24 protein-coding genes and 1 riboswitch are annotated in these 25,528 nt (G+C 48.0%); of the genes, 22 read left to right on the forward strand and 2 right to left on the reverse strand.

Annotated features, from left to right (window positions below; translation table 11 throughout):
- The first annotated feature begins 46 nt into the window (after positions 1–46).
- From HP568_RS14325 to HP568_RS14395, 15 genes are all read left to right on the forward strand, one after another.
- On the forward strand, positions 47–1,747 hold the full coding sequence (locus tag HP568_RS14325) for an AMP-binding protein (RefSeq protein WP_048031967.1): 1,701 nt from the start codon (positions 47–49) through the stop codon (positions 1,745–1,747).
- A 151-nt stretch (positions 1,748–1,898) separates the two neighbouring features.
- Positions 1,899–2,489 carry a fatty acid metabolism transcriptional regulator FadR gene (locus tag HP568_RS14330; protein ID WP_048031968.1) on the forward strand — a complete coding sequence of 197 codons (591 nt, stop codon included), beginning with the start codon at positions 1,899–1,901 and terminating at the stop codon, positions 2,487–2,489.
- Between the two features lie 117 nt (positions 2,490–2,606).
- Positions 2,607–3,380, forward strand: a complete 774-nt coding sequence (locus HP568_RS14335) for an enoyl-CoA hydratase (RefSeq protein WP_017251082.1) — start codon at positions 2,607–2,609, stop codon at positions 3,378–3,380.
- A 52-nt stretch (positions 3,381–3,432) separates the two neighbouring features.
- The gene (locus HP568_RS14340) at positions 3,433–4,200 is read left to right on the forward strand and encodes an electron transfer flavoprotein subunit beta/FixA family protein (protein ID WP_173629424.1); all 768 of its coding nucleotides are present in this window, start codon (positions 3,433–3,435) and stop codon (positions 4,198–4,200) included.
- A gap of 20 nt (positions 4,201–4,220) precedes the next feature.
- Entirely contained in the window at positions 4,221–5,180 is a 960-nt protein-coding gene (locus HP568_RS14345) for an electron transfer flavoprotein subunit alpha/FixB family protein (RefSeq protein WP_048031970.1), read from the forward strand.
- Between the two features lie 108 nt (positions 5,181–5,288).
- Complete coding sequence (locus HP568_RS14350) at positions 5,289–5,597, forward strand: hypothetical protein (RefSeq protein ID WP_173629425.1); 309 nt, start codon at positions 5,289–5,291, stop codon at positions 5,595–5,597.
- A 140-nt stretch (positions 5,598–5,737) separates the two neighbouring features.
- Positions 5,738–6,055 carry a thioredoxin gene (trxA, locus tag HP568_RS14355; RefSeq protein WP_007722428.1) on the forward strand — a complete coding sequence of 106 codons (318 nt, stop codon included), beginning with the start codon at positions 5,738–5,740 and terminating at the stop codon, positions 6,053–6,055.
- A gap of 183 nt (positions 6,056–6,238) precedes the next feature.
- Complete coding sequence (locus HP568_RS14360; protein ID WP_173629426.1) at positions 6,239–7,426, forward strand: ABC transporter substrate-binding protein; 1,188 nt, start codon at positions 6,239–6,241, stop codon at positions 7,424–7,426.
- Between the two features lie 146 nt (positions 7,427–7,572).
- Complete coding sequence (locus HP568_RS14365) at positions 7,573–8,439, forward strand: branched-chain amino acid ABC transporter permease (RefSeq protein WP_048031973.1); 867 nt, start codon at positions 7,573–7,575, stop codon at positions 8,437–8,439.
- Positions 8,440–8,444: 5 nt separating this feature from the next.
- The gene (locus tag HP568_RS14370; RefSeq protein WP_173629427.1) at positions 8,445–9,416 is read left to right on the forward strand and encodes a branched-chain amino acid ABC transporter permease; all 972 of its coding nucleotides are present in this window, start codon (positions 8,445–8,447) and stop codon (positions 9,414–9,416) included.
- 1 nt (position 9,417) lies between these two features.
- A complete protein-coding gene (locus HP568_RS14375; protein ID WP_048031975.1) occupies positions 9,418–10,179 on the forward strand; it encodes an ABC transporter ATP-binding protein in 762 nt (253 codons plus the stop codon).
- Between the two features lies 1 nt (position 10,180).
- Positions 10,181–10,894 carry an ABC transporter ATP-binding protein gene (locus HP568_RS14380; RefSeq protein ID WP_173629428.1) on the forward strand — a complete coding sequence of 238 codons (714 nt, stop codon included), beginning with the start codon at positions 10,181–10,183 and terminating at the stop codon, positions 10,892–10,894.
- A gap of 125 nt (positions 10,895–11,019) precedes the next feature.
- On the forward strand, positions 11,020–11,271 hold the full coding sequence (locus HP568_RS14385) for a DUF2164 domain-containing protein (RefSeq protein WP_173629429.1): 252 nt from the start codon (positions 11,020–11,022) through the stop codon (positions 11,269–11,271).
- A 38-nt stretch (positions 11,272–11,309) separates the two neighbouring features.
- Positions 11,310–13,091, forward strand: a complete 1,782-nt coding sequence (gene uvrC, locus HP568_RS14390; RefSeq protein ID WP_048031978.1) for an excinuclease ABC subunit UvrC — start codon at positions 11,310–11,312, stop codon at positions 13,089–13,091.
- Between the two features lie 102 nt (positions 13,092–13,193).
- A riboswitch (Lysine riboswitch) is annotated at positions 13,194–13,381 on the forward strand.
- Between the two features lie 230 nt (positions 13,382–13,611).
- On the forward strand, positions 13,612–14,853 hold the full coding sequence (locus tag HP568_RS14395; protein ID WP_048031979.1) for an aspartate kinase: 1,242 nt from the start codon (positions 13,612–13,614) through the stop codon (positions 14,851–14,853).
- 49 nt (positions 14,854–14,902) lie between these two features.
- On the opposite strand, the gene HP568_RS14400 is transcribed toward HP568_RS14395, so the two are convergent.
- Complete coding sequence (locus tag HP568_RS14400; RefSeq protein WP_173629430.1) at positions 14,903–15,355, reverse strand: YslB family protein; 453 nt, start codon at positions 15,353–15,355, stop codon at positions 14,903–14,905.
- Positions 15,356–15,784: 429 nt separating this feature from the next.
- Between HP568_RS14400 and HP568_RS14405 the strand changes: the two genes are divergently transcribed.
- The 3 genes from HP568_RS14405 to sdhB are packed head-to-tail and all read left to right on the forward strand — an operon-like array spanning position 15,785 to position 18,938.
- Positions 15,785–16,396 (forward strand): succinate dehydrogenase cytochrome b558 subunit, encoded by a 612-nt coding sequence (locus tag HP568_RS14405; protein ID WP_048031981.1) that lies wholly within the window; start codon positions 15,785–15,787, stop codon positions 16,394–16,396.
- A gap of 19 nt (positions 16,397–16,415) precedes the next feature.
- On the forward strand, positions 16,416–18,170 hold the full coding sequence (gene sdhA, locus HP568_RS14410) for a succinate dehydrogenase flavoprotein subunit (protein WP_048031982.1): 1,755 nt from the start codon (positions 16,416–16,418) through the stop codon (positions 18,168–18,170).
- A gap of 18 nt (positions 18,171–18,188) precedes the next feature.
- Entirely contained in the window at positions 18,189–18,938 is a 750-nt protein-coding gene (gene sdhB / locus HP568_RS14415) for a succinate dehydrogenase iron-sulfur subunit (RefSeq protein ID WP_007722466.1), read from the forward strand.
- A gap of 594 nt (positions 18,939–19,532) precedes the next feature.
- On the opposite strand, the gene HP568_RS14420 is transcribed toward sdhB, so the two are convergent.
- A complete protein-coding gene (locus HP568_RS14420) occupies positions 19,533–19,976 on the reverse strand; it encodes a MarR family winged helix-turn-helix transcriptional regulator (protein WP_048031983.1) in 444 nt (147 codons plus the stop codon).
- Positions 19,977–20,165: 189 nt separating this feature from the next.
- Between HP568_RS14420 and HP568_RS30110 the strand changes: the two genes are divergently transcribed.
- The 4 genes from HP568_RS30110 (at position 20,166) to HP568_RS14440 (ending at position 25,516) form a co-directional block, all read left to right on the forward strand.
- Positions 20,166–23,897, forward strand: a complete 3,732-nt coding sequence (locus tag HP568_RS30110; protein ID WP_173629431.1) for a S8 family serine peptidase — start codon at positions 20,166–20,168, stop codon at positions 23,895–23,897.
- A 70-nt stretch (positions 23,898–23,967) separates the two neighbouring features.
- The gene (locus HP568_RS14430) at positions 23,968–24,366 is read left to right on the forward strand and encodes a hypothetical protein (RefSeq protein ID WP_173629432.1); all 399 of its coding nucleotides are present in this window, start codon (positions 23,968–23,970) and stop codon (positions 24,364–24,366) included.
- 92 nt (positions 24,367–24,458) lie between these two features.
- Complete coding sequence (locus tag HP568_RS14435) at positions 24,459–24,917, forward strand: chemotaxis protein CheX (RefSeq protein ID WP_048031986.1); 459 nt, start codon at positions 24,459–24,461, stop codon at positions 24,915–24,917.
- A 74-nt stretch (positions 24,918–24,991) separates the two neighbouring features.
- A complete protein-coding gene (locus HP568_RS14440) occupies positions 24,992–25,516 on the forward strand; it encodes a hypothetical protein (protein ID WP_048031987.1) in 525 nt (174 codons plus the stop codon).
- Positions 25,517–25,528 lie beyond the last annotated feature (12 nt).

Here is a 25,528-nt window from a genome sequence, read left to right on the forward strand (position 1 = left end):
GATCATAGGGAGAGGCAAGGCCATTTAAGGGATGGAGGGAATGACCATGTCAAATGCCAAGCCTTGGATTGCCAATTACCCGCCCGAAACTGCGCCGTCATTGGATTACCCCCGTGTTCCTTTGACGCATTTTCTGGAGCAGTCTGCAGCTATGTATCCAGACAGTAACGCGATCTATTTCATGGGAAAAAGCATTACGTATCGAGAGCTTTTGCAGTTGTCATACCAATTTGCCAATGCATTGATCAAGCGCGGTGTAAAGAAAGGCGACCGCGTGGCGATTATGCTGCCAAATACTCCTCAAGCCGTCATCAGCTACTACGGAGCGCTTTTTGCAGGCGCGATCGTGGTCATGACCAACCCGCTGTATACCGAGCGAGAATTGATTCACCAAATGAACGATTCAGGCGCCGAGACCATCATCACACTGGATTTGTTGTACAAACGTGTTACCCAAGTCCGTGCATCTACCTCACTTCAACGAATCATCATCACAAGCATTGGCGATTTCCTTCCCTTATTGAAAAAATGGCTATATCCGTTCGTGCAGAAGAAACAAGGACAAAATCCGCAGGTTACATACAGCGCAGATATTGAGCCTTTTCTTTCCGTCCTAAAAGAAAGCGCTACCAAGCCTGTTGAAGTACCAGTCGATCCGACCCAGGATATCGCGCTCCTCCAGTATACTGGGGGGACAACAGGTGTTGCCAAAGGCGTCATGCTGACGCACGCCAATCTCATTGCGAATGCAATCCAGTGCCAAGCGGTCCTTTACAAGCTGAAAAAGGGAAAGGAACGGATTTTGTGTGTGCTCCCACTGTTCCACGTGTATGGGATGACTACCGTGATGAACAAAGGCATTTGTATCGCAGCAGAAATTATTCTCGTCCCCAAATTCGACGTGAAACAAATATTTGAAATGATCGACAAGCGCAAGCCTACTCTTTTCCCAGGGGCACCAACCATGTATATCGGTCTCATCAACCACCCGGACTTGAAGAAGCATGATCTTTCTTCCATCGACGCATGTGTCAGTGGATCAGCACCGTTGCCGATCGAAGTCAAGCTCAAATTTGAAGAGCTGACGGGCGGCAAACTGGTCGAAGGATATGGGATGACGGAGGCTTCTCCCGTAACACATTCCAATCCCATTTGGGAAAAAGGCATTACGGGAAGCATCGGAATGCCATGGCCAGATACGGATTGCCGAATTGTGGATACGGCAACAGGAGAAGAGATGCCCCAAGGCGAGGTCGGGGAGTTGGCCGTTAAAGGACCCCAAGTCATGCTCGGCTATTGGAATCGCCCAGAAGATACCGCTGCCGTATTAAAGGATGGTTGGTTTTTGACGGGAGATATGGGCTACATGGACGAAAACGGCTATTTTTATATCGTAGATCGCAAAAAAGACATGATAATAGCCGGTGGCTTCAATATTTATCCGCGCGAAGTAGAAGAAGTGCTGTTTGAGCATCCCGCCATCCAGGAGGCAGCAGTCATCGGTGTCCCAGATCCGTACCGGGGCGAAACAGTCAAAGCATACGTCGTATTCAAGGATGGACAGCTCGCGAGCGAAGAAGATCTGGAAGCGCATTGCAGACAGAGACTTGCCGCCTATAAGATTCCGAGACAATACGAGATTCGTACAGATTTGCCCAAAACCATGGTCGGAAAAGTATTGCGTCGTCAATTACAAGAAGAAGACAAGAAGAAAAGAGAAGCCCAGGAAGAAATCAAAACGAGCTAGTAGCGGATGTTTTGAGGCTTGCGATCCCAGGCGGAAAGCGGCCTTTTTTGCTGACCTCTTGCGATTGACAGAGGAGTGGCCCTGTATTACACTAATTATGAATGAGTGATCATTCATTTCGTCATCAATGTTAGTAAACATGGAGGTAGTTATGGCAAAGAAAACGGGGGAAAAGTATCAAGCCATTATTGATGCTGCTGTTCGAGTAATCGCCAGACAGGGCTATTACAGTGCCCAGGTATCGAAAATTGCGAAAGAGGCGAAGGTAGCAGATGGCACCATATACCTCTATTTTGAAAACAAGGATGATATTTTAATATCACTGTTTAACGAAAAGATGGGCCAGTTTGTGGAGACAAACCGCAAACACATTTCGGAAGCGACGACCATTGAGCAAAAGCTGTATGTACTCATTCATGCACACTTGAGCCAGCTATCCAAGGACCATGATCTGGCAAAAGTGACGCAAATCGAGCTACGCCAATCCAGTCCGATCATTAGTGAAGGAATCGGCAACGTGATGAAGCAGTATTTCAACCTCATTGACGAAGTGATCGTAGAGGGTATGGAACAGGGCGTATTCCGATCCGATCTCGAGGTGCGGATTACGCGCAAAATGATTTTTGGAACGCTGGACGAAGTGACGACATCTTGGGTGATGAAACAGTGCAAGTACGACCTTGTCTCTTATGTTGATTCCATTCATAACCTCTTCCTGCTTGGTATGAAGGGAAAAGAATGAAAAGAAAAGCTTTTTTTGCATGAAAACGTTTGTTACAATGGAAACAGCAAGACTGAGCGATCGCTCGGATTGAAAAAGTAGCTGTTTTATATATGGAGAGAGTTTGGGGGGAGAGGAATGGCGTCGCATTGGAATGTAGAAATCGTTGATCGCGTTGCTACGGTTACGATTAGCAACCCGCCTGCTAACGCACTCAGTCAAGCAGTGCTCGGTCAATTGAGTGAACTTTTGGACCAGTGGGAAAATAACGATGAGATCAAAGCGATCGTTTTGACTGGCGAAGGTCGGTTTTTCATTGCAGGAGCGGACATCAAAGAATTTACCCAACTGAATCGGGATAATGCGGAAGAACTGGCGAAGAAGGGTCAAGCATTGTTCAATCGCTTGGAAACGTTCCCGAAGCCAATCATTGCAGCAATTAACGGCGCTTGCCTTGGCGGAGGATTGGAGCTTGCGTTGGCATGCCATATCCGCTTTGCAGCACCTGAAGCCAAGCTCGGGCTGCCTGAGCTGAATCTCGGACTCATTCCTGGCTACGGTGGTACACAACGTCTACCACGTCTGGTTGGTCGTGGCAAAGCGACACAAATGATTCTCACATCTGAGATGATCGGTGGCGAGGAAGCTCTGCGAATCGGTCTTGTGGAAGCGGTTTATCCCGTAGAGCAGTTGCTTGCAGAAGCGCAAAAGCTGGCGGCTGTTTTCGCAAGTAAGAGCGCGATTACCCTGAAGTTTGCCCTAGCGTCCATCCATAACACAACGGAGCTGTCGTTGTCACAAGGCTTGGAGCAAGAAGCAAAGCTCTTTGGTGATGCTTTCGCGACGGAGGACGTAAAAGAAGGCGTGACTGCTTTTCTGGAAAAGCGCAAGCCGCAATTCGCAGATCGGTAGTTAAGCATATAGCTTCACAAGTATGAGGTACCACTAAGGAGGAGGCATCCTGATGAATATCGTGGTTGTGTTGAAACAGACGTTTGACACAGAAGAAAAAATCGTCATCCAAAACGGACAAATTTCCGAAGATGGCGTTGAATTCATCATTAATCCCTACGATGAGTACGCTGTAGAAGAGGCAATCAAGCTCAAGGAAGATCATGGCGGCGAAGTAACCGTAATCAGCGTCGGCCCAGACCGTGCTGAAAGTGCACTGCGTACTGCTTTGGCAATGGGCGCAGACAAGGCTGTTCTGGTGGATGACGAGTCTCTGTTCGGAGATGAATTCACGACCGCCAAAGTATTGGCTGCCGTAGCCAAAAAGGTTGGCTTCGATATCATCATTGGTGGACAAATGGCTGTAGACTCCGGGGCTGGCCAAGGCGGTCCTCGTCTGGCAGAAGAACTGGGAATTAACCATGTATCGACTGCTGTGAAGCTAAAGGTGGACGGGACGAACGTACGAGTAGAGCGCGATGTAGAAGGGGACCTGGAAGTCGTGGAGACGAGCCTCCCTGTTTTGATTACGGCTCAGCAAGGACTCAACGAGCCGCGCTATCCTTCTCTCCCAGGTATCATGAAAGCGAAGAAAAAACCATTGGATAGACTCGGCGCAGACGATTTGGGAATTACTGCGGATGAAGTAAAAGCAAAGACAGAAATCGTCGATCAGACATTACCTCCGAAAAAGCAGGCGGGTCGCATTCTCTCTGGCGAATTGGCAGCTCAAACGTCGGAATTGGTGCAACTGTTGCGCAATGAAGCGAAAGTGATCTAAGCGAGAGGGAGAGGATATCCATGAAAAAAGTACTTGTATTGGCAGAAGTACGTGACGGACAACTTCGCAACGTGTCGCTGGAAGCATTGACTGCAGCACAAGCATTGGCTGAGGGCGGCGAAATTGTAGCAGGTGTATTCGGAGCAGATGCAGCAACGCATGCAGTGACATTGGGTCATCACGGTGCGAGCACGGTGTATACGGCTGATCATACAGCGTTGGCACAGTACACGCCAGATGCGTATGTACAGGCACTCACGCAGTTGATTGAGCTGGCTTCTCCTGATGCAGTAGTTTTGGGGCACACCGCGATCGGTCGTGATATCGCACCTCGCGTAGCAGCGAGACTTGGTTACGGTCTAGTTTCGGACGTAACAAGTGTAGAAGCTGGCCCAGTTTTTGTTCGCCCGATCTATGCAGGAAAAGCAACGCAATCACGCAAATTCGTTGATGGAACAACATTTATTACGATTCGTCCAAACAACATTGCCATCGGCGCTGCTGACTCTTCGAAAACGGCAGTGGTGGTTCCAGTTGAATTGGAAATCAAGGATTTGCGCACGATCGTAAAAGATGTTGTAAGAAAAACAAGCGGCAAAGTAGACCTTTCCGAAGCAAAAGTCGTGATTTCCGGTGGACGTGGCGTGAAGAGTGCAGAAGGCTTCCAGCCGTTGTACGATCTGGCGGAAGTGCTCGGTGCGGCTGTTGGTGCATCTCGTGGCGCTTGCGACGCAGACTATTGCGACTACTCCATGCAGATCGGACAGACAGGTAAGGTTGTAACACCTGATCTTTATATCGCATGCGGGATTTCGGGAGCGATCCAGCACTTGGCTGGTATGTCCAGCTCGAAGGTCATTGTTGCCATTAACAAAGATCCGGAAGCGCCAATCTTCCAAGTGGCTGATTACGGTATCGTAGGCGACCTGTTCGAAGTACTGCCATTGCTGACGGCTGAGTTTAAAAAAGTGTTGGTATAACAGAAAGACGGTACAAGGCGCTCCTTTTGGGGGCGCTTTTTTTGTCCATAAGGCTTACTTTATGCTTTCCATGCTTGGTATAATAGGCAGTAAGGAGAGGTGATCGGGATGAGCGAACAGCTTTTGCAACAACTGATACACATGGTGGCAGAGAATAACCGATTGGTTAAAGATACGCAGGAGGAGCTACGCGAGTTTAAGAAAGAAATGTATGATTTTCGAGATGAGATGTACGTGTTTCGAGATGAGATGTACGTGTTTCGGGATGAAATGTACGAATTCCGCGATGACGCTACGCGACGATTAGACAGGTTGGAACGCCAAAATAAACATATCGATGCAGACCTTGATCTGCTGCATCGGAAAGTAAGTGACCATGAACGGGAGATTAACCGGCTAAAGCAAGTCGGGCAATAAGGTGCGGCCAGACTGGACAGACTATAACGAGAAGTGCAGGGCAAAGTGTGGAGCGGCGTAGTCAATTTGGTGTTTGAATGATATACTGATAACCGTTAGGAACCTTTATTTAGTAATTGAAATTCAAGGAGGTAACTTCTATGGCAATTGTAAATGCTACCGACCAAAACTTTTCCCAGGAAGTAGAGCAAGGCGGTACAGTCCTGGTTGACTTCTGGGCTCCATGGTGCGGCCCTTGCAAAATGATCGCTCCTGTACTGGAGCAAATCGACGGTGAAGTGGGCTCCCAGCTCAAAATCGTCAAAGTAAACGTGGATGACAACCCAGATTCTGCTGGTCGTTTTGGTGTAATGTCCATCCCAACCCTGATCGTATTTAAAGACGGTCAACCAGTTGACAAAGTGATCGGCTTCCAACCAAAAGAAGCGCTCATGGCAACTGTAGGCAAACATCTGTAAGAGCAATGCAATGAGTAAAGCGGCATGTAATGTGCCGCTTTTTTTCATGAAGTGGAAATGGAATTCTGAGCGATCGTTTGTCAAAAAATTAAGTTTACTTGAACGAAAATAATTGCGTTTTTAGAATACTTTGATTAAACTTCATATATTCAATTTATTTCGAAAATAAAGGGGGCTTTTCTAATGAAGGGATTTCATTTGATGCGCTCGCTGGCGGCAATCTCGCTAGGGGCGGTATTGATGGTCGGATGTTCAAGCGGAGGAAATACAAGTGCTCCTGCAACAGGAGAAGGTGGCTCTGGACAAGCAGCTAGCACCGAAGGACAAGAGATTCAAGCAAAAATCGGTGTCGTTGGTTTCCTCTCTGGATCTGGCGCAGCTTATGGAGAAGCGCAAAAAGCAGGATTGGAGCTGGCGCTGGGCGAGCTGAATGAAGCGAACAAAGGGAAGCTCAAGATCGAACTGAAGTTTGAAGACTCCGCCGGAGAAAAAGAAGGCGCGATTAATGCGGTAAATAAACTGATTAATCAGGATAATGTCGTGGCGATCATCGGACCGACACTTTCCGGTGAAATGTTTGCAGCAGGACCAGTGGCAAACGAGGCGGAAACCCCGATTTTTGGTATCTCCAACACGTCAGAAGGAATCAATGATATCGGGGAGTACGTGTTCCGCAATTCTTTGCCTGAATCCATTGCGATCCCGACAGCGATGAAAGCAGCCGTGGAGAAAAATGGCTTGAAAAAAGTAGCACTCATCCATGCATCCAACGATGACTTCTCCGTGAATGGCTACAAGGTCATGAAAGCAACCGCTGAAAAGCTGGGCTTGGAGATTACCGGCGAAGCGACTTTCGCAAATGGCGATGTGGATTTCTCGGCACAATTGACAAAGTTGAAGCAAACAAACCCAGACGCTTTGCTTGTGTCCGCTTTGTACAAAGAAGGCTCCATGGTTGTGAAAAAAGCACGTGAGCTGGGCTTTACAGGGACCATTCTTGGTGGGAATGGCTTCAATAATCCGAAGGTTTTCGAAATTGCTGGTCCAGCTGCTGAGGGCTTGATCGTTGCGACTCCATTCAGCCCTGAAAAGAAAGATGATAAAGTACAAGCCTTCGTAAAAGCATTCGAAGCCAAATACAACAAAAAGCCTGACCAGTTCGCTGCCCAAGCATACGACTCGCTGTATATCATGTCGCAGTCACTGCTTGCCGCTGGAAAAGCAGATCGCGAAGAGTTGCGCGGACAATTGGCTCAGCTAAAAGACTTCACAGGTGTATCCGGCAAACTGTCTTTTGACGAGAAACGCAATCCGATTGGTGATGCGGTTGTCGTTGTCGCAAAAGAAGGCAAATTCGTCCCGTTTGAATAGCATCGTGCCCGGGGTCGCTCCGGGCTTCTTTTTCTATCCGTTATCTCGCTGGATCAGAAAGTACCAGAATGCTCTTCGCTTGCTGATCCAGCGAGAATAACGCAATCATCGGTGGCTATGAACCACTTAACAGTGAGGTGAGGCATTTGTTTTGGCAGCAATTAGTCAACGGTTTGACAGTTGGTAGCACTTATTCATTAATCGCATTGGGCTATACGCTCATTTTTGGTGTCCTGGGAATCATTAATATGGCACACGGCCAAATTTTTATTTTTGGATCACTGGTTGGCTTGGTATTGATGACCAGCCTGAATATGCCATTAGGGGTAGCGCTGATCGTGGCGGTCGTGATTTCGGCCATTTTGGGTCTTGTGCTGGAGTATACGGCGCTTCGCCCACTTCGTAAAAAAAATGTACCCCATCTGGCATCGCTGATCAGTACGATTGGATTTGCCATTTTGATGGAGGAAGCCATGCACAAGTTTTTCGGTGCTGACTCCCGTGCGTTCCCGCAGTCTTTCGGGGATACCACTTTTGACTTGGGGCTCATTCAAATTCGCAGCGTCGATCTCGTTATTTTGGGGATTTCTGTGTTGCTAATGTTCGTCCTGCATTTCTGGATTCAAAAAACGAAAATGGGAAAAGCCATTCGCGCGACGGCTGAAAATACGGATACAGCAAATATTTTGGGGATTAACACGAATATGGTCATTGTCGTGACCGTCATGCTTGCTTCGGCACTGGGAGGTGTCGCAGGCATTTTGATCGGGATGGCGTACTCTGCTCTCATTCCAACGATGGGGATGACCCTTGGCTTCAAAGGTTTGGCCGTTTTGATTTTAGGCGGGGTAGGCAGCATTCCCGGGGCCATGGTGTGTGGCGTATTGCTTGGGATTATCGAGGTGTTTACCGTCGCGTACGGAGACTCGTCGTATCGGGATGCGGTTGCTTTTGGCTTGATCATTCTCATTTTACTCTTGAAGCCGGAAGGACTATTTGGACGCAAAGCGTAAGGGAGGTGCAGACATTGGACATTCTCAATCCATATAACTTACAGGTATTTACTTTTATCCTGTTAAACAGTATTTTGGCGATCAGTATTTACATTACGCTCTCGACGGGCCAGCTTTCCTTGGGGCATGCGGGCTTTATGAGCATTGGTGCTTTTACGGCGAGTATTTTGACGAAGCAAGCGGACATGCCTCTGTTTATCGCCATCATAATCGGAGGACTGGCGGCTGGGCTGATTGCCCTTTTGATCGGTGCTCCGACATTGAAGCTCCACGGCTTGTACCTGGCAATTGCTACGCTTGGCTTTGGTGAAGTGATCCGCGTTATTTTTCTCAATATGGAGATTACAAATGGCGCCCTCGGATTGACCGGACTTCAATCGATAGGCAATTACTTGTACGATTTTGAAAAAGCAATGGGGTTAAAAGCGCAAGCCCTTGGCATTTCGGTTATGCAAATGAAGTCATTATCGACCTTTGTGTTTATGCTGCTCCTGTTTGCCTTCGTGCTTTTCCTGACGCTGCGTCTGAACCGTTCGCGTCTGGGGCGTGCTTTTGAAGCGATCAAAGCAGATGAAACGGCGGCACGAGCGATGGGATTGCAAGTCAACTATTACAAAATGCTTGCTTTTGTGATCGGTTCAATTTTGGCAGGGGTCTGTGGAGGATTGTTCGCTCACATTACGACGACCATTACGCCAGATGATTTTAACTATCATAAAGTCGTAGAGATACTGTCTTATGCCGTGATCGGCGGCAGCGAAGTCGTATGGGGGCCGCTGTTTGGTGCCTTGGTTCTTACGGCATTGCCGGAGGTGCTGCGTGGTTTGGCCGAGTACAAAATGCTCATGTACGGCTTGATCATGGTCGGAGTAATGGCGTTCCGTCCGCATGGCTTGATCGGTGCCGACACGTTCCAAAAGCTGTTCAAGCGTCGTCGGGGCAAGTCATCGGATAAGGAAGCGAAGGGGGGCGTATAGGATGTTGCTGGAACTTGCGAACGTAGGAAAAAGCTTTGGCGGCATCACCGCTCTTCGTGACGTTTCTTTTACTGTCGGAGAGGGAGAAATTGTCGGCTTGATTGGTCCGAATGGTGCGGGGAAAACGACGATTTTCAATATGGCAACGGGCATATTCGAACCAACGACGGGGACTTTTTCTTTTGCCGGACAAAAGTTAAATGGAATAGCACCGAACAAAATTACTGAAATGGGGATTGCGAGGACGTTCCAAAATATTCGCCTCTTCGGTCACATGAGTGCGTTGGACAACGTGAAGGTAGGATGTCATTCGCGCATGAAGGCAGGCTTCTGGGCTTCCCTTTTGAAAACACCGGGACAACGTGCGGAAGAAAAGGCGGTTACCAAAAAAGCAGAGGAGCTTCTCGAATTCGTAGGCTTGTCTGACATTGCTGATGTGCGCTCGGATACATTGGCTTACGGTCAACAACGGCGTCTGGAGATTGCACGGGCACTGGCTACTGAGCCAAAGCTCTTACTTTTGGATGAGCCTGCTGCCGGAATGATCGAGACTGAGACGAAAGCACTCATGGAGCTGGTCAAAAAAATTCGCGATGACGGGACGACTGTCCTATTGGTCGAACACGATATGGGATTGGTCATGAACCTGTGTGAAAAGGTCGTATGTATCAACTTTGGGGTCAAAATTGCCGACGGAACCCCGGCAGAGGTACAAAACAATCCAGATGTGATTGAAGCCTACCTCGGCAAGGAGGACGAATAAGATGCTGAACATACAAAACTTGACGACCTCCTACGGTCAAATCAAAGCGATTCGCGGGATCACGCTGGAAGTCCCTGAGGGCAAAATCGTTTCGCTGATCGGGGCGAATGGAGCGGGCAAAACTACAACCATGCGTACGATCGCAGGTCAACTGAAGCCTGAAGCAGGGACGATTACGTTTTGCGGTAAACGTATAGAGGGTTCGAGACCACATCAGATCGTAAAAGCTGGACTGGCTTTGGTACCAGAAGGACGTGCGATCCTCGGGAAGATGACCGTGCTGGAAAACCTGGAGATGGGTGCATTCCAGCGCAACGATGCACAAGGCATCAAGGACGACATGGAAAAGATGATGGCCTGGTTCCCTATCCTCAAGGAACGGCTTTCTCAATTGGGGGGGACGATGTCTGGCGGTCAGCAGCAAATGCTAGCCATTGCCCGCGCATTGATGTCTCGACCGAAGCTGTTGCTTTTGGACGAGCCGTCGATGGGCTTGGCTCCCATCGTGGTGGCGGACATTTTCAAGGTGATCAAAGAAATCAATGCGGAAGGTACAACCGTCCTCATCGTAGAGCAAAATGTCAAACAGGCCCTCAAAATTGCTGATTACGGGTATGTACTGGAGGCAGGGCAAATTGTATTGGATGGCACAGGAGTAGCGTTGTTAAACGACGAGCGTGTAAAAGAAGCATATTTGGGCGGTCGCAAGCACTAGTCTGCCTATAAAAAACTGTCGCCATGGAATGAGGCGGCAGTTTTTTTCGTATGGATTCCATGGTACTATGAAGGATAGAACGTATATTCTCTTATGATGCGAAAAAGGGAAGGAAGCCGGATACGATGCCAACCAAATTGACGAGAGAGCAAATGGAATATCTTGTTCATCAAGTACAGCGCTATTTTAAAGAAGAACGGTCGGAGACACTCGGCAATTGGGAGACGGAAGAGTTGATTGCCTTTTTTTCGAAAGAACTCGGCCCCTTCTATTACAATCAAGGGGTACAAGACAGCCGCAAGCTGCTGGTGGAACGGATGAGTTCCTTAGAAGATGAACTGTATGTATTGGAAAAGCCATTCCACAAGAACAAATAGATGCAAGGCAGATATAGAGCAAAGAGGAGGGGGCAGCCATGAACAGCTCCTTAAAAGACAAGCTGGCCGTCCTGCCAGATAAGCCAGGCTGCTACCTGATGAAAAATGCGAGCGGGGAAATCATTTACGTAGGAAAAGCCAAGGTGCTGAAAAACCGCGTCCGCTCTTATTTTACAGGCAGTCATAACGGAAAGACGCAGCTGTTGGTCAGTGAGATCGTGGACTTTGAGTACATTGTGGTATCCTCAGCAATTGAGGCGCTCATCCTCGAGTGCAACCTGATCAAGGAGCATGACCCTCGTTACAATGTCATGCTCCGCGACGACAAGACGTATCCGTACATCAAAATTACGAATGAGGCGCAGCCACGCCTGGAGATTACCCGTAAGGTACTAAAAGATAAAGCCAAGTATTTCGGTCCGTATCCGAATGCTGGAGATGCCTCCGAGGTGAAGAAGCTGCTTGATCGCCTCTATCCGTTGCGCAAATGCCGCAATATGCCCAAGCAGGTTTGTCTTTACTACCATTTGGGACAATGTCTAGCGCCCTGTGTGTACGAGGTATCGGCAGAGGAAAATCAGCGTTTGGTGGATGAAATCAGCCGATTCCTCGATGGTGGCCATGAGGAAATGAAGCAAACCCTCACGGAAAAAATGCTGCAAGCCGCAGAAAACATGGAGTTCGAACGCGCCAAGGAATATCGCGATCAGATCAAGAGCATCGAAGCGGTGATGGAGAAGCAGAAGATCACGTTCACCGATACGGTAGACCGCGACATTATCGGGTTTGCTGTGGAAAAAGGCTGGATGTGCATTCAGGTGTTCTATATGCGAAAAGGGAAGATGATCGAGCGTCAGACGACCTCCTTTCCATACTATGGAAGCGAAACTGAAGACTTCATGTCTTATGTGAGCCAGTTCTACTACGACAAGCAAAATGCACTGCCAAAAGAAATTTTGCTCCCGCAAGAGAGTGAACCGGAGCTTTTGAGTGAGTGGCTGGGCATCAAAGTCCATGCTCCGAAAAGAGGCAAAAAGCATGAGCTCGTGAAGATGGCTTCGGAGAACGCCCGTATTGCTTTGCAGGAGAAGTTCGCGCTGATGTCCAAGGACGATGCTCGTACAGTCCAAGCGGTACACAATCTCGGTCACATTTTAGGGATTCCGGTTCCTCATCGAATTGAAGCGTTTGACAACTCCAACATTCAGGGAACAGAGCCTGTGTCTGCGATGATTGTGTTTACAGACGGGCGTCCTGACAAAAAGGAATACCGCAAATTCAAGATCAAAACCGTCGAGGGACCAGATGATTACGGCTCCATGCGCGAAGTCGTTCGCCGTCGATACTCTCGCCTGTTGAAAGAAAACCAGCCTATGCCCGATCTGATTGTGATTGATGGTGGAAAGGGCCAAATCAGCGCGGCTATGGACGTGCTGGAAAACGAGCTGGGTCTCTATATTCCCGTCTGTGGACTCGCGAAGGATGAGAAGCACCGCACTGCTCAGCTCATGTACGGAGATCCGCCAGAGCCTGTGAATCTTAGACGTGATAGCTATGAGTTTTATTTGTTGCAGCGCATCCAAGATGAAGTCCACCGTTTTGTTATTACGTTCCACAGACAATCCCGGACGAAAACGATGCTTTCCTCGCAGTTGGATGAAATTCCGGGTATCGGTGAGAAACGACGCAAGCTGTTGTTCTCTCATTTTGGCTCGTTGAAAAAAATGCGTGAGGCGACCGTTGAAGACTTCCGCCAACTAGGGATCGGCGACAAGCTGGCAAAAGAAATCATCGGGCATCTGCGTAAGCTGGACACATAGCAAATGTAACTTTTGGAATAACCTCTAAAAAGGAATTGATCCATTTTTAGACTCATGATATAATCCGATTCAAACAGAATAGTTAGCCTCACTTCCATTATGGAGTGAGGTAGAGGCGCGAAAACCAAGAGTACCACCCTGAGATCGGGTATCTGTGAAGGGGACGGGAAAGGGGAATTCGCCGAAGTGTGGAGGGAAACCCGCTTTTCTCCATGCTGGGTCTGCGTTGAACAAATGCAGGACTGTCATCTGCACAATGACCAATTGTCAGATGGAGAGCTATCTCACGGTGTGTCAATGTGAGTTTTGATGGTGCTTACTGTCAATCTTCGTTGTCCGCGTGTATTGGGAGGGAGGAACCGGTATGTCGAAACAATAGGCAGCGGCAGGTCTTATTCCTTGTCGGTGCCTTTTTTGTAAAATAAAAATGCAAGACTTTTCCTTATAGAGAGAATAGTGAAAAACCATACAATACGAGATAAATACCAAATTGGATATGAGAAAAAGGGAGAGAAGCCGCATGGGGTTGATCGTGCAGAAATACGGAGGCACCTCTGTAGGTACCATTGAGCGAATTTTACGAGTTGCGGATCGAATTATCAGCTACAAAGAGGAAGGACATGATGTGGTAGTCGTTGTTTCTGCAATGGGGAAATCTACTGATGTGTTGGTAGACATGGCCAAGCAGATTAGCGCATACCCATCCGAGCGTGAAATGGATATGCTGCTGACCACGGGGGAGCAGGTATCGATCGCGCTTTTGTCGATGGCTTTGCATACAAAAGGCTACGACGCCATTTCTCTTACGGGCTGGCAAGCTGGAATCACTACGGAGGCGATTCACGGAAGAGCACGGATCAAGCAGATTGATCCAGAGCGGATTCAATCCGAGCTCGGCCGTGGTCGTGTGGTGATCGTGGCAGGATTCCAAGGGATCAGTGACGAAGGTGAAATTACGACGCTCGGCCGCGGTGGATCGGATACATCTGCGGTTACACTTGCAGCGAGCTTGAACGCTGAGAAATGCGAAATCTTTACGGACGTGTCCGGGGTGTATACAGCTGATCCGCGAATGGTTCCAGCAGCGAGCAAGCTGGATACGATCTCGTATGATGAGATGCTGGAGCTGGCGAACCTCGGTGCAGGGGTTCTTCATCCAAGGTCAGTAGAGGCTGCGAAAAAATACAAGGTAAGGCTGGTCGTCCGCTCCAGCTTTACTGCCGAAGATGGTACGTACGTTGAGGAGGTTGCCAACATGGAAACAGGAAGAGTAGTAAGTGGAGTTGCACACGATGAAGATGTAGCCAAAATCACGGTTGTCGGCATGCCTGCCAAGGTCGGGACGCTTTCCCGTCTGTTCAATACGCTGGCGGACAATCAGGTGAACGTCGATATCATTATCCAAAGCTCCTATGATGCGTCTGTTACGAACATTTCTTTTACCGTTGCAGCGGATGACCTGAAAAAAGCACTGGATACGCTGGACAGAAACAAAAACGAGCTTGGCTTTGAAAAAGTCGATTTCGAGGAAGGCTTGACCAAGGTATCAATTGTTGGCTCGGGTATGATCAACAATCCAGGGGTAGCTGCTGAAATGTTCCGCGTCCTGGCAGAAAAAGAAATTTCTATTAAAATGGTATCTACGTCTGATATCAAGGTTTCTTGCGTCATTCCAGCAGCCTTGACGGAGCTGGCTGTTCGCAGTCTTCATTCGGCATATGGTCTGGATGTCGAGGAAACCGCGGTTGTGCACGGAGTATAAAATATGGATGCTCCCTCTCCCTTTGTTATAGGTAGAGGGGGCATTTTCTTCATGACGCCACTTGTACAGATATACGTATGTCTGAAGGGCTTTCCAACTCGATTTTGCTGAACGCTTCTCTTTCTTTCCACTGCTCAATCATACCAGCGATGATTCCAGCCTCAAAAGAAAGACTGCATGCCAGTCTCTCTATAGACTGGTAGCTAAAAATAGAATGAGTGAGCGAATAGACGATAGTTTGCCGGGTCTCCTCCACGACGTCTAGCTGGCCTAATCCGAGTCGAATAAAAGGCATAATCGGGCCAGTTGCTGATTGAATGGGGATTTGGCGGCCCATGTTTTTTCCAATCCAATAGAGGATATGGTTTTCACTATCACCTAACAGGGTGCTGGTCAGCGTTTCACGTAGAAGATGATAGCCAAGATAGGGCATATTCATTCTTTCCGCATAGGGAATGGTCTCCGGTGGCAACAGTGCTGCTAGCTGATCCTTCTCTTTCATATGTGCTTCCCTCCTGTCTGTACTAGATTATGAGGATGGGCTCACATTCATGACATCGTAATAGAAAAAATAGCTGGACTAAACAAAGTTATTCTATCAATGTATTTAGTACATTGATTGTCTTGACGCTCTGTGTCGACAAGAGTACAATTGGATTTGGTCAAAGTTTTGCCCAACTTTTTCTCGAATTTTGACACATTCCGACAAATTCATATGATCTAGCGAACGCAGTCTTTTTGTGAACAGCGTCAAGATGCTCTTCATAAAATGATCGTGGAGGTTTTGCTATGTCTAATGGGTGAGGCAATGGGTTAGGATATTGGGGAAAGGTCTATCAAAACGGCCGAAAACCGTTTTGGACCGCTTGCGGTGATGCTTGACGTTTTTCACAGAATTGAGAGTTACATACATTGAAAGGGGGACCATTGTATGGCGAAAGGCCATAGCTTTCTCAGTCACAAGCTACACTCACTTCTTGGTTTGTTTCCGATCGGGCTCTTCCTCGTGTTCCACTTGACCGCCAACTATCAAGCGACTCGTGGGCCTGAAGCTTTCAACCAGGCAGTAGGCTTCATTGAAAGCCTTCCATTTCTGTTAGTACTTGAATTTGCCTTGATCTACCTCCCGATCCTGTTTCACGCAGTTTACGGTCTCTACATTGCGTTCCAAGCGAAGCATAACGTAGGGAACTTCGGTTACTTCCGAAACCAAATGTTCTTGTGGCAACGCGTTACAGGAGTCATTACCCTCATTTTTATTGTTTGGCATGTTTGGGAAACCCGTATCCAAAAAGCACTGGGTGCACACGTGGATTATGACATGATGGCAAACATTTTGAGCAGTCCTGCAATGATCGTATTCTACACAATCGGGATTATTAGCACGACTTTCCACTTCTCCAACGGACTGTGGTCGTTCCTTGTTCACTGGGGAATTACAGTTGGGCCGCGTTCCCAACGTATTGCAACATTCGTGACTTTGGGCGTATTCGTAGTTGTAACCTTCATCGGCTTGCGTGCGATGTCGGCTTTCATTTTGTAGGGATAGGGGGACAAAACTCATGGCAAAAGGTAAACTGATCATTGTCGGTGGGGGTTTGGCCGGCTTGATGGCTACCATCAAAGCAGCAGAAAAAGGCGTTCCTGTTCAGCTGTTCTCCCTGGTTCCGGTAAAACGTTCCCACTCTGTCTGTGCGCAGGGCGGTATTAACGGAGCGGTAAATACCAAAGGGGAAGGCGACTCCACATGGGAGCACTTCGACGATACAGTATATGGCGGAGACTTCTTGGCAAACCAACCGCCGGTTAAAGCAATGTGCGATGCAGCACCTGGCATCATCTATATGTTGGACCGTATGGGCGTTATGTTTAACCGTACGCCAGAAGGTTTGTTGGACTTCCGTCGTTTCGGGGGAACCAAACATCACCGTACCGCTTTTGCGGGTGCGACAACTGGACAACAGCTCTTGTACGCATTGGACGAACAAGTACGCCGTTATGAAGCTGAAGGTCTGGTAACCAAGTACGAATATTGGGATTTCCTCGGAGCCGTTTTGGACGATACAGGAACCTGTCGCGGGATTACTGCACAAAACATGCGTTCCGGTGAAATTCAATCCTTCCGTGCGGATGCCGTTATTTTGGCAACAGGCGGACCTGGTATCATCTTCGGTAAATCGACGAACTCGATTATCAATACAGGTACAGCAGCGTCTGCGGCGTATCAACAAGGGGTTATCTACTCCAATGGTGAGATGATCCAAATTCACCCAACTGCAATCCCTGGCGACGACAAGCTGCGTCTGATGTCCGAGTCTGCTCGCGGTGAGGGTGGCCGTGTATGGACGTACAGAGACGGTAAACCTTGGTACTTCCTGGAAGATAAATACCCTGCATACGGAAACCTGGTACCGCGTGACATCGCGACTCGCGAAATCTTCTCCGTTTGCGTAGATATGAAGCTGGGTATCAACGGCGAAAACATGGTATACCTCGACCTGTCCCACAAAGATCCAAAAGAACTGGATGTAAAATTGGGCGGTATTATCGAGATTTACGAAAAATTCGTTGGGGATGACCCACGTAAAGTTCCAATGAAGATTTTCCCTGCGGTTCACTACTCCATGGGCGGTATGTGGGTAGACTACAACCAAATGACCAATATCCCTGGTCTGTTTGCAGCAGGTGAGTGCGATTACTCTCAGCACGGTGCTAACCGTTTGGGTGCGAACTCCCTCCTGTCCGCGATCTATGGCGGTATGGTTGCAGGTCCAAAAGCGATCGAGTACATCAAAGGCTTGAAAAATTCCTCTGATGATCTGTCTTCCACGCTCTTCGATGGCTTTACTAGCCAAGAGCAAGCGAAATACGACAGCATCCTGAAAATGGACGGAACAGAAAATGCTTACCTGATCCACAAGGAACTGGGTGAGTGGATGACTGACAACGTAACGGTAGTACGTTACAACGACCGTCTGCAAAAAACGGATGATAAGATCGTTGAACTGATGGAACGCTACAAGAAAATCAACATCAACGATACAAATAAATGGAGCAACTCTGGTGCGGCGTTTACCCGTCATCTCTGGAACATGCTCGTACTGTCCCGCGCGATTACGATCGGTGCGCTCAAGCGCGACGAGAGCCGCGGTGCTCACTACAAGCCTGACTTCCCTGAGCGTGATGACGAGAACTTCATGAAGACGACAATGGCGAAGTACAATGCTGAAACGACTGCGCCTGAAATCTACTATGAAGACATCGACGTATCCCTGATCGCACCACGTAAACGTGACTATACGTCTGACAAGAAATAAGAGAGGAGGAAACTGATCATGGCAGAAAAATTGATTCATTTGATTATCACTCGTCAAGATAGCCCTGACAGCACTCCGTACAAGGAAGAGTTCAAAATCCCTTACCGTCCTGGTATGAACGTGATCAGTGCTTTGATGGAGATTCAACGTAATCCACTCAACGCACAAGGTCAAAAAACGTCTCCAGTAAACTGGGAATCGAACTGCTTGGAAGAAGTATGCGGTGCGTGCTCGATGGTTATTAACGGAAGACCGCGCCAAGCTTGCTCGGCACTGGTTGATAAACTGGAACAGCCGATTCGTCTTGAGCCAATGAGCACCTTCCCTGTACAACGTGACTTGTCGATTGACCGCAGCCGCATGTTCGATGCGCTGAAACGCGTAAAAGCGTGGGTTCCAATCGATGGTACGCATGATCTGGGACCAGGTCCTCGCATGCCGGAAGTTGAACGTCAATGGGCGTACGAGCTTTCGAAGTGCATGACGTGCGGTGTTTGCTTGGAAGCTTGCCCGAACGTGAATGCGAAGGCTGAGTTCATCGGTCCGTTTGCGATTTCGCAGGTTCGTCTGTTCAACCAGCATCCAACGGGTATGATGAACAAGCATGAGCGTCTGGAAGCCCTGATGGAAGATGGCGGTATCGGTGATTGCGGTAACTCGCAAAACTGCGTACAAGCATGTCCAAAAGGCATTCCGCTGACAACGTCGATCGCTCACATGAACAAAGAAACAACCAAACATGCAGTGAAGAAGTTCTTCTTCTCCTAATAAACGAAGAAATGGCGTGCGCCGGTGATCCGGAAAGCACGCCTTTTTTCAGTTTAAGAAAGTTTGTTTAGGTGCTTACTGTATATGTGGCTGTAGTGGAGAGAAGAATATTTCCAGGCTAGGCTCCAGGCTCCGTCCCGCTGGGGGTTGAGACTGTCCGCTCCGAAGGGATTCGCGGGGAAACGCAAAAGTGGTAGCCGCTTCGTAGCACGGGCACGTTGCGTTTCTTTTGCCCGCAAATCCCTTCTCCGCTCGGTAGGACTCCACAAGTCGCTACGTCTGGAAATATTCTTCTCTGGCGTAACAGATGAGGTATTTCATTCTTTGAAGGATTTAAAAAATTGGATCACGTGGAAAGCTCGTAGAGGAAACAGGAGAAATAAGCGAAGATCTTAGGGACACCGACCGAGACGCAATGCAAAAAGCGAAACACGCTCTTAAGCGTCCACCTCTGAAACACATCCTGAGAGGACAACTTTGGACGCGGTTTCGCTTTTTGCATGGAGTCGTGCAGTCAATCCCCGAGGGGGTGGCCCTAGAAGCTGAGCGTTTTCTCCTGTTTTCTCCCCACCACAACAGCAACGTACAAGGAGTTTATTCACTCGCCTCGATGACGGCCGCCATCGCCAGCTTTTCAAAAATGAGGACAAAGTGCTGGAGTTCATCTTCGCTGAGGTGAGCAAACATTTTATTTAGCTTTTCTCTCCGATTGTGCTTGGCTACTTGCAGAATTTTTTTGCCAGAATCTCGCAAGCTGATGTAAACCACTCGGCGATCTTCCTCATCACGATCACGGGCGACGAAACCGTGTTTATCCAAACGGTCGACCATCGCTGTGATTGCGCTTGGTTTGACCCCCATTGATTCAGCCAATTCTCCAACGGTGCATTTTTCCTTCTGTTCCAACTGATGAAGGATGTAGAATTGCGGGCCAGTCAAACCAGAGACAGGTTCGGCTAATTGCGTTCCCATCGTACGCATAATGGTACGAAACGCCTCCTGCAAGCGCTCAAGCGTATCTGTTAAGGGGGAGGGCATGCTCGTATCGTCTCCTTATTTGATCTATTTCTTCGTTATCGGGAATATTTGATATGTAATATTTAATGCACTTAAATATAGGCTGAAAATACTTCGTTTGTCAACCTTCGCGAAAAGAAGGGAATACCCAAGCGATTCCTAGTGAAAACTGAAAACATAATGGAATGACTTCCAGCAAGGGGGCAAACGATGAAGAAAAAGGTATGCAGCATTGGATTAATATTGGCTTTGCTTCCCGCAACGACTGTCAGCACTACAGCGTTTGAAGGAACGGCGACCATTCGTACGCAGATTTTGCAGGATCTCGCGGAAATGCACGAGCCATTACATACAGGCAAGGCGGACAAGGAATATAAGACAAAGGCAGATGAATGGCAACGTCAAGAACTTCTACTGCGAGGAGAGCAATTAAAATCCGCACCTGTCGATTCGCTGGAAATGATTGAGGCGACTAAGGCTTGGGAGGAAGCAGGCGTAAAAGGAGAAGGTATGCTCGTTTCCGTGATCGATACGGGAGTCAATCCGCGCCACCCCGATTTGCCTGCCCCGCATGATAAGCGTTCAGCCATGCAAAAGTCAGGTTCTTCCCATAAGGTGATCCCTGGCTTTAACTGGGCTGACCGTACGCAAACAACAGAAGACGTATCGGAATCTCAGCATGGTATCCATGTGGCGGGAATTATTGGTGCGAACGGAAAAGTAAAAGGGGTTGCTCCTGAAGCCCAGCTCATCAGCCAAAAAGTATTTTCCAATTATCAAAGCGAGGTTCCTGGGCTAGGTGAATCGATTTTATTTGCGATCAATGATTCCATTACGAAAAAAGCAGATGTCATCAACTTGAGTCTAGGTTCCTCAGCAGGCTACGTGGATGAAACAAATGTAGAGCAAATGGCAGTAAAGCGAGCAGTCGATAATGGAATCGTAGTAGTGGCAGCAGCCGGCAATGATGCGTATTTCGGCAGTGATAAGGTACGAGCACAGAATCCGGATATCGCCATGATCGGTTCTCCAGGCTTGAGCCCTGATGCGTTTTCAGTTGCTTCGGTCAACGCTACAGCACTGGCTGGCTATAGCTTCACGGTGCAAGGGGTACCCGGAATGGAGAAAGTCGTGTATTTATCCGGCTATGTGGAAGGCGGGGGTGCAATAAACCCGGTCATGACGCTGATGAAGTCATATCCGCTTGTCTATATGGGGAAAGGGAAGAAGGAAGACTACAATGTTTCCGTAAAAGATAAAGTAGTATTGCTCGAGCGAGGCGACATTTCATTCGACGATAAGCTGCGCCTCGCCAAAGAAGCAGGAGCAGTGGGTGCTGTTATCTACAACAATGAAATGGGACCACTCATTATCAGTGCGGAGCATGCCAAACAAATCCCGGCTGTTTCTATCTTGAAGCACATGGGCGAGCAAATGGCACAAGCAATTAAAAAAGGCAAGAAAGTGACGGTCTCCTTTAACGGTGAATATGGACAAAATCCAATGCCTTATCCAGACGGTGGAACGATCTCGGCTTTTTCGTCATGGGGACCAACACCCGATTTGCAGTTCAAGCCAGAGATTGCAGCTCCAGGTGGGGGCATCTTGTCACTCACGCGAGAGTCTGAATATGCCGTGAAAAGTGGCACGTCAATGGCAACGCCACATGTGGCAGGCGGGATGGCTTTACTGAAGCAAGGCTATCTCAAGCAAGGGCGGAACCTGCAAGGAAGATCGCTCGTCGATACGTTAAAGGCTGCGGCGATGAATACAGCAGAACCGATTATCGATCCGCAAATCAGTGTTCCAGCAGCGGATAAGGAGAAAGCAAAAAAAGTACCTTACAGCCCACGGGTTCAAGGGGCAGGACTGATGCAAATCGGAAAAGCGATCAAGACGCCAGCTATTGTTGTGAATGCAAAAGGAAAAGCAGGTGTCTCGTTAGGAGAGATTGGGAATTCAACGACCTTTTCTCTGTTTATTAATAACAAGTTTGGAAAAAAGCCCATTACGTATCAGTTGCAAAATGAGTTTGGTGTCATGACTGACTTGCGTAAGAATGGGATCAACATGCTGACAGATACCCTTTTCGAAGGGGCAGAACTGCAATTTTCCGCTCCCAAGATTACCGTTGCGCCGGGGAAGCTAGAGGAAGTGAAGGTAACACTCACGATTCCGAAAGGCTCGGCACGCAATCAATTTGCAGAAGGATTTATTTCCTTTCAACCAGATGATAAGGAACTGCCTACGTTGCGCACGGCGTTTTATGGCTTCTACGGCGACTGGGATGAACCAAGGATTATGGATCAGCCGGTATGGGAGGCAGAAAGTCAGGAAAAACGAACAGGTGTCAAGACGAGCTGGTATCACGATAAACGCAATGACAAATGGCGCTATCGGGATTATCTAGGTGTGACAGGTGTCAAAGCCGATGGAGGTGCGAAAATCGACCCCAATCATATTGCCTTTTCGCCAAACGGGGATGGGCATTACGATGTCGCTGCTCCTTCGATTACATTTTTACGAAATGCCCGTCATATTATCGTCGAAGTAACAGACCAGACAGGTAAGCCGATTCGCACTCTTGTGCGTGATGAAAAAGTGAGCAAGTACGACCAATCCAAGCTGGGGACGCCATACTATTACACGGAAAAGGAAGCGTGGAGCTGGGACGGAAAGATCTTTTCACCGCAAAAAGGCGCCTATATACAGGCACCTGATGGACAGTACCAATTCTCCATTAAAGCCAAAATAGACGACCGCAATGCGAATTGGCAAACGATGACACTCCCCATCCGCGTGGATACAAAAGCTCCTGTGATTACAGCTTCTGTGTCAGGAAACCGGGTTCAGTGGAGCAGCCGCGATAAAGATATCCAAGCCTATTTCCTTTATGTAAACGGCAAAAGGGTAGGAGGTCCGTATTCTCCAAAAGTGTCCAGCACACTCATTAATCAGCCGGATAAAAAAATGAGTGTTGTAGCGTATGATTATGCAGGGAATATCAGTGTGGCGCATATTAACGGGAAAAGTGACAGCACTCCGCCATTTGTGGAGTTCCCAGATGATTTGTTTCCATATCTGAAAATATCCAAGCAACCGGATGTAGCCTTCAGGGGCAAAGTAACAGGCGAGGATATGATGGACAGGGTGCGCTTGTCGATTAACAAAACACCAGTAAAGCTGGCGACGGATGGATCATTTGAAACCATCCTGCGATTAACGGAAGGTCTCAATTATGTGATGTACAGTGCAATGGATATGTATGGAAACAAGCGCCAATTCACGCAGCGGGTCATCGTCGATACAAGTCCTCCGACACTGCAATTGCTAAACGATGGCAGCGAAGACGTACAGTTCGATCCAGCAACCAAGAACATGCTGGTTCCAGTGCGTTTTATGTACAGAGATCAAACATATAAAGGTCAGGTTAGTATCAATGGGCAAATCGTGTCCTATTTTGAAGAAGATCAACTGGAAATCCCTGCGCAAAAATACGTAACGCAAATTTTGAGTATGAAGCAGGGAGAAAATCGTATTTTGCTTGAAGGCAAAGACGGTGCAGGTAATCAAAGTATGCTGCTGGTGTATGCGTATGTCGATGCCAATTCAGGTTCGGTCGTCATAAGCAATGGGGAGCAGCGTATATCCTACAAAGCGCGAACAGTGCCAGCTCCGACGATCCAGCTGCCGAACAAACAGCTAGAAGGGCAGGAAGGTGAAGCGCTGCCCATCGAAGGGAGGGTGACAGGTGCTGGTGCTGTTAATCTCCAAATCAACTATGGATCAAAAAGCTTTCAGACCAACGCGAATGATCGTGGGCTATTTCGCTTGGTGCTTCATGAGGTAGAGGAAGGCAAGCAAAAACTGACGGTTGTTGCCACTGATGCGCTTGGTAGAGAAGCCCGAGCGGAGTTGAACGTCGTCGGTAAGAAAAAATAGAGTAGCGGGCCCGTCAGTAGCAGCGAAAAGGCTATTGCCGGGCTAAATTTTTGTAGGAGGAGTCTATTCGATGTTTTACCACGGGATCAAGTGGGAATATGTTACGAGAGAGTACCCTGTACTATCCCCGAGAAGGACAGTCAGAAGGAAGCGTGGGGCAGTGCAATTGCGGGATCGCCTTCATCTGATCGAACAATTCGGTTTGGAGCCCGTTCATTTGCTTGAGGCTGATGAACATTACGATGCTGTCCGCTGTATACAGGAGTGCTTGGCATTTGGAGATACTGTTTTTGCCTTTGATCGAGTCGAGGTTCCGATATGGCAATTGAGTAAGCATGAGATCGGTGTAGAAATATTAGACTTGCGAACGTGCACCGCCATCTATACCATTCGTCATGAGGCTAAAGTAGAGGATTATTTTCCCGGTACACCCTGTTTTCGTGACCTTATGCCTATGAAGTTTTCGTAATCCTATTGCATCTGCCAAAAATCGACATTATGATAGTCCTATACGAGTACAACCTCTAAGAGTGAATTGCCCGGGAAAGGAAGAGAATGCAGATGATAGTCCAGTACCTTGATCCATTTCTTGAATCAGCTTCGTCCGTGATTCAACAAGTATGCAATGTCGACATTTCGCGTGGAGAGTTAGCTGAGAGAGAATGGAGCCATGTAGAAGGCCATACATGGATTCGAATCGGAATGACAGGTCAATTTCAAGGTGAGGTCTTTTTCGGTCTGCAAGAGGAATTAGCTTTGCGCATTGTCTCGGCCATGATGGGTGGCTATCCCGTGCAAGAGATGGATGAGCTCGGAAAAAGTGCAATTTCAGAGTTGGGGAACATGATTTCCGGGAATGCGAGTACGCTTTTGTCCAATCGAGGTGTTATTGTAGACATTACCCCACCCTTATTTTTACACCAGCATGACTTGAAAGACATGGCAGGGACAGCATTGACTGCACCGCTCGATCTTCATGACATGGGCAGACTGGATATTCAAATTATTGTGATAAGATAGAGGCGGCTAATGGCCGTCTTTTTTGTGAAGGATACGTAGCCACACATTATTATTCAAAGGAGGGATGGAAAGAGATGGATCATTACTTCTCGATCTGTTCAGCTGAGATGTATTATGAGAAATACATGGCTTTTTTACTGGAAAACTACGACCAGCTTCGCATGCCATATTCTTTTCCTGTGGCGCTCAGTTTTCTGGCGAGTCCCGTTTTAATGGAGGGGAAAGCATTTCTTTGCTTCAACGATGACGATGAAGTGATCGGTGCCTTTTCGTACATTTACGGGACAGGTGAAAATCAGTACGAAGACAAGCATATCGTTCAAATTCAGGTGATCTATTTTTTAGAACAGTATCGCAGCAGTCGCCTTTTTTTGCACGCCCTTCAGTATGTAACCGAATATATCGCCTATATGGAGGAAGACGTGAAGGAGTTTCGATTCTGGACTTCCTCGGACGACTCTTTACGCAAATTGTTTACCAAGATTGCAGAACGAGTAGCTTCTGTGGAAACGGCAAACGGTCCATTGGATGAATATCGCGCATCGTTTTTGGCTTGGCAATCCTATGCAGCTAGATTTCAACATGAACCATTTTTCTAATCCAAGAAGGAG

It is taken from the genome of Brevibacillus sp. MS2.2 (assembly GCF_013284345.1).
In the GTDB taxonomy this organism is placed as follows: Bacteria; Bacillota; Bacilli; order Brevibacillales; family Brevibacillaceae; genus Brevibacillus; species Brevibacillus brevis_C.

Excerpts from the sequence above, each read along its gene's own strand:
- uvrC (WP_048031978.1), top strand. The coding sequence starts at position 11,310 with ATGAACAGCTCCTTAAAAGACAAGCTGGCCGTCCTGCCAGATAAGCCA.
- HP568_RS14340 (WP_173629424.1), top strand. The coding sequence starts at position 3,433 with ATGAATATCGTGGTTGTGTTGAAACAGACGTTTGACACAGAAGAAAAA.
- HP568_RS14435 (WP_048031986.1), top strand. The coding sequence starts at position 24,459 with ATGATAGTCCAGTACCTTGATCCATTTCTTGAATCAGCTTCGTCCGTG.
- HP568_RS14375 (WP_048031975.1), top strand. The coding sequence starts at position 9,418 with ATGTTGCTGGAACTTGCGAACGTAGGAAAAAGCTTTGGCGGCATCACC.
- HP568_RS14420 (WP_048031983.1), bottom strand. The coding sequence starts at position 19,976 with ATGCCCTCCCCCTTAACAGATACGCTTGAGCGCTTGCAGGAGGCGTTT.
- sdhB (WP_007722466.1), top strand. The coding sequence starts at position 18,189 with ATGGCAGAAAAATTGATTCATTTGATTATCACTCGTCAAGATAGCCCT.
- HP568_RS14430 (WP_173629432.1), top strand. The coding sequence starts at position 23,968 with ATGTTTTACCACGGGATCAAGTGGGAATATGTTACGAGAGAGTACCCT.
- HP568_RS14380 (WP_173629428.1), top strand. The coding sequence starts at position 10,181 with ATGCTGAACATACAAAACTTGACGACCTCCTACGGTCAAATCAAAGCG.
- HP568_RS14405 (WP_048031981.1), top strand. The coding sequence starts at position 15,785 with ATGGCGAAAGGCCATAGCTTTCTCAGTCACAAGCTACACTCACTTCTT.
- HP568_RS14395 (WP_048031979.1), top strand. The coding sequence starts at position 13,612 with ATGGGGTTGATCGTGCAGAAATACGGAGGCACCTCTGTAGGTACCATT.
- HP568_RS14325 (WP_048031967.1), top strand. The coding sequence starts at position 47 with ATGTCAAATGCCAAGCCTTGGATTGCCAATTACCCGCCCGAAACTGCG.
- HP568_RS30110 (WP_173629431.1), top strand. The coding sequence starts at position 20,166 with ATGAAGAAAAAGGTATGCAGCATTGGATTAATATTGGCTTTGCTTCCC.
- HP568_RS14400 (WP_173629430.1), bottom strand. The coding sequence starts at position 15,355 with ATGAAAGAGAAGGATCAGCTAGCAGCACTGTTGCCACCGGAGACCATT.
- HP568_RS14350 (WP_173629425.1), top strand. The coding sequence starts at position 5,289 with ATGAGCGAACAGCTTTTGCAACAACTGATACACATGGTGGCAGAGAAT.
- HP568_RS14360 (WP_173629426.1), top strand. The coding sequence starts at position 6,239 with ATGAAGGGATTTCATTTGATGCGCTCGCTGGCGGCAATCTCGCTAGGG.
- sdhA (WP_048031982.1), top strand. The coding sequence starts at position 16,416 with ATGGCAAAAGGTAAACTGATCATTGTCGGTGGGGGTTTGGCCGGCTTG.
- HP568_RS14440 (WP_048031987.1), top strand. The coding sequence starts at position 24,992 with ATGGATCATTACTTCTCGATCTGTTCAGCTGAGATGTATTATGAGAAA.
- trxA (WP_007722428.1), top strand. The coding sequence starts at position 5,738 with ATGGCAATTGTAAATGCTACCGACCAAAACTTTTCCCAGGAAGTAGAG.
- HP568_RS14330 (WP_048031968.1), top strand. The coding sequence starts at position 1,899 with ATGGCAAAGAAAACGGGGGAAAAGTATCAAGCCATTATTGATGCTGCT.
- HP568_RS14345 (WP_048031970.1), top strand. The coding sequence starts at position 4,221 with ATGAAAAAAGTACTTGTATTGGCAGAAGTACGTGACGGACAACTTCGC.
- HP568_RS14385 (WP_173629429.1), top strand. The coding sequence starts at position 11,020 with ATGCCAACCAAATTGACGAGAGAGCAAATGGAATATCTTGTTCATCAA.
- HP568_RS14335 (WP_017251082.1), top strand. The coding sequence starts at position 2,607 with ATGGCGTCGCATTGGAATGTAGAAATCGTTGATCGCGTTGCTACGGTT.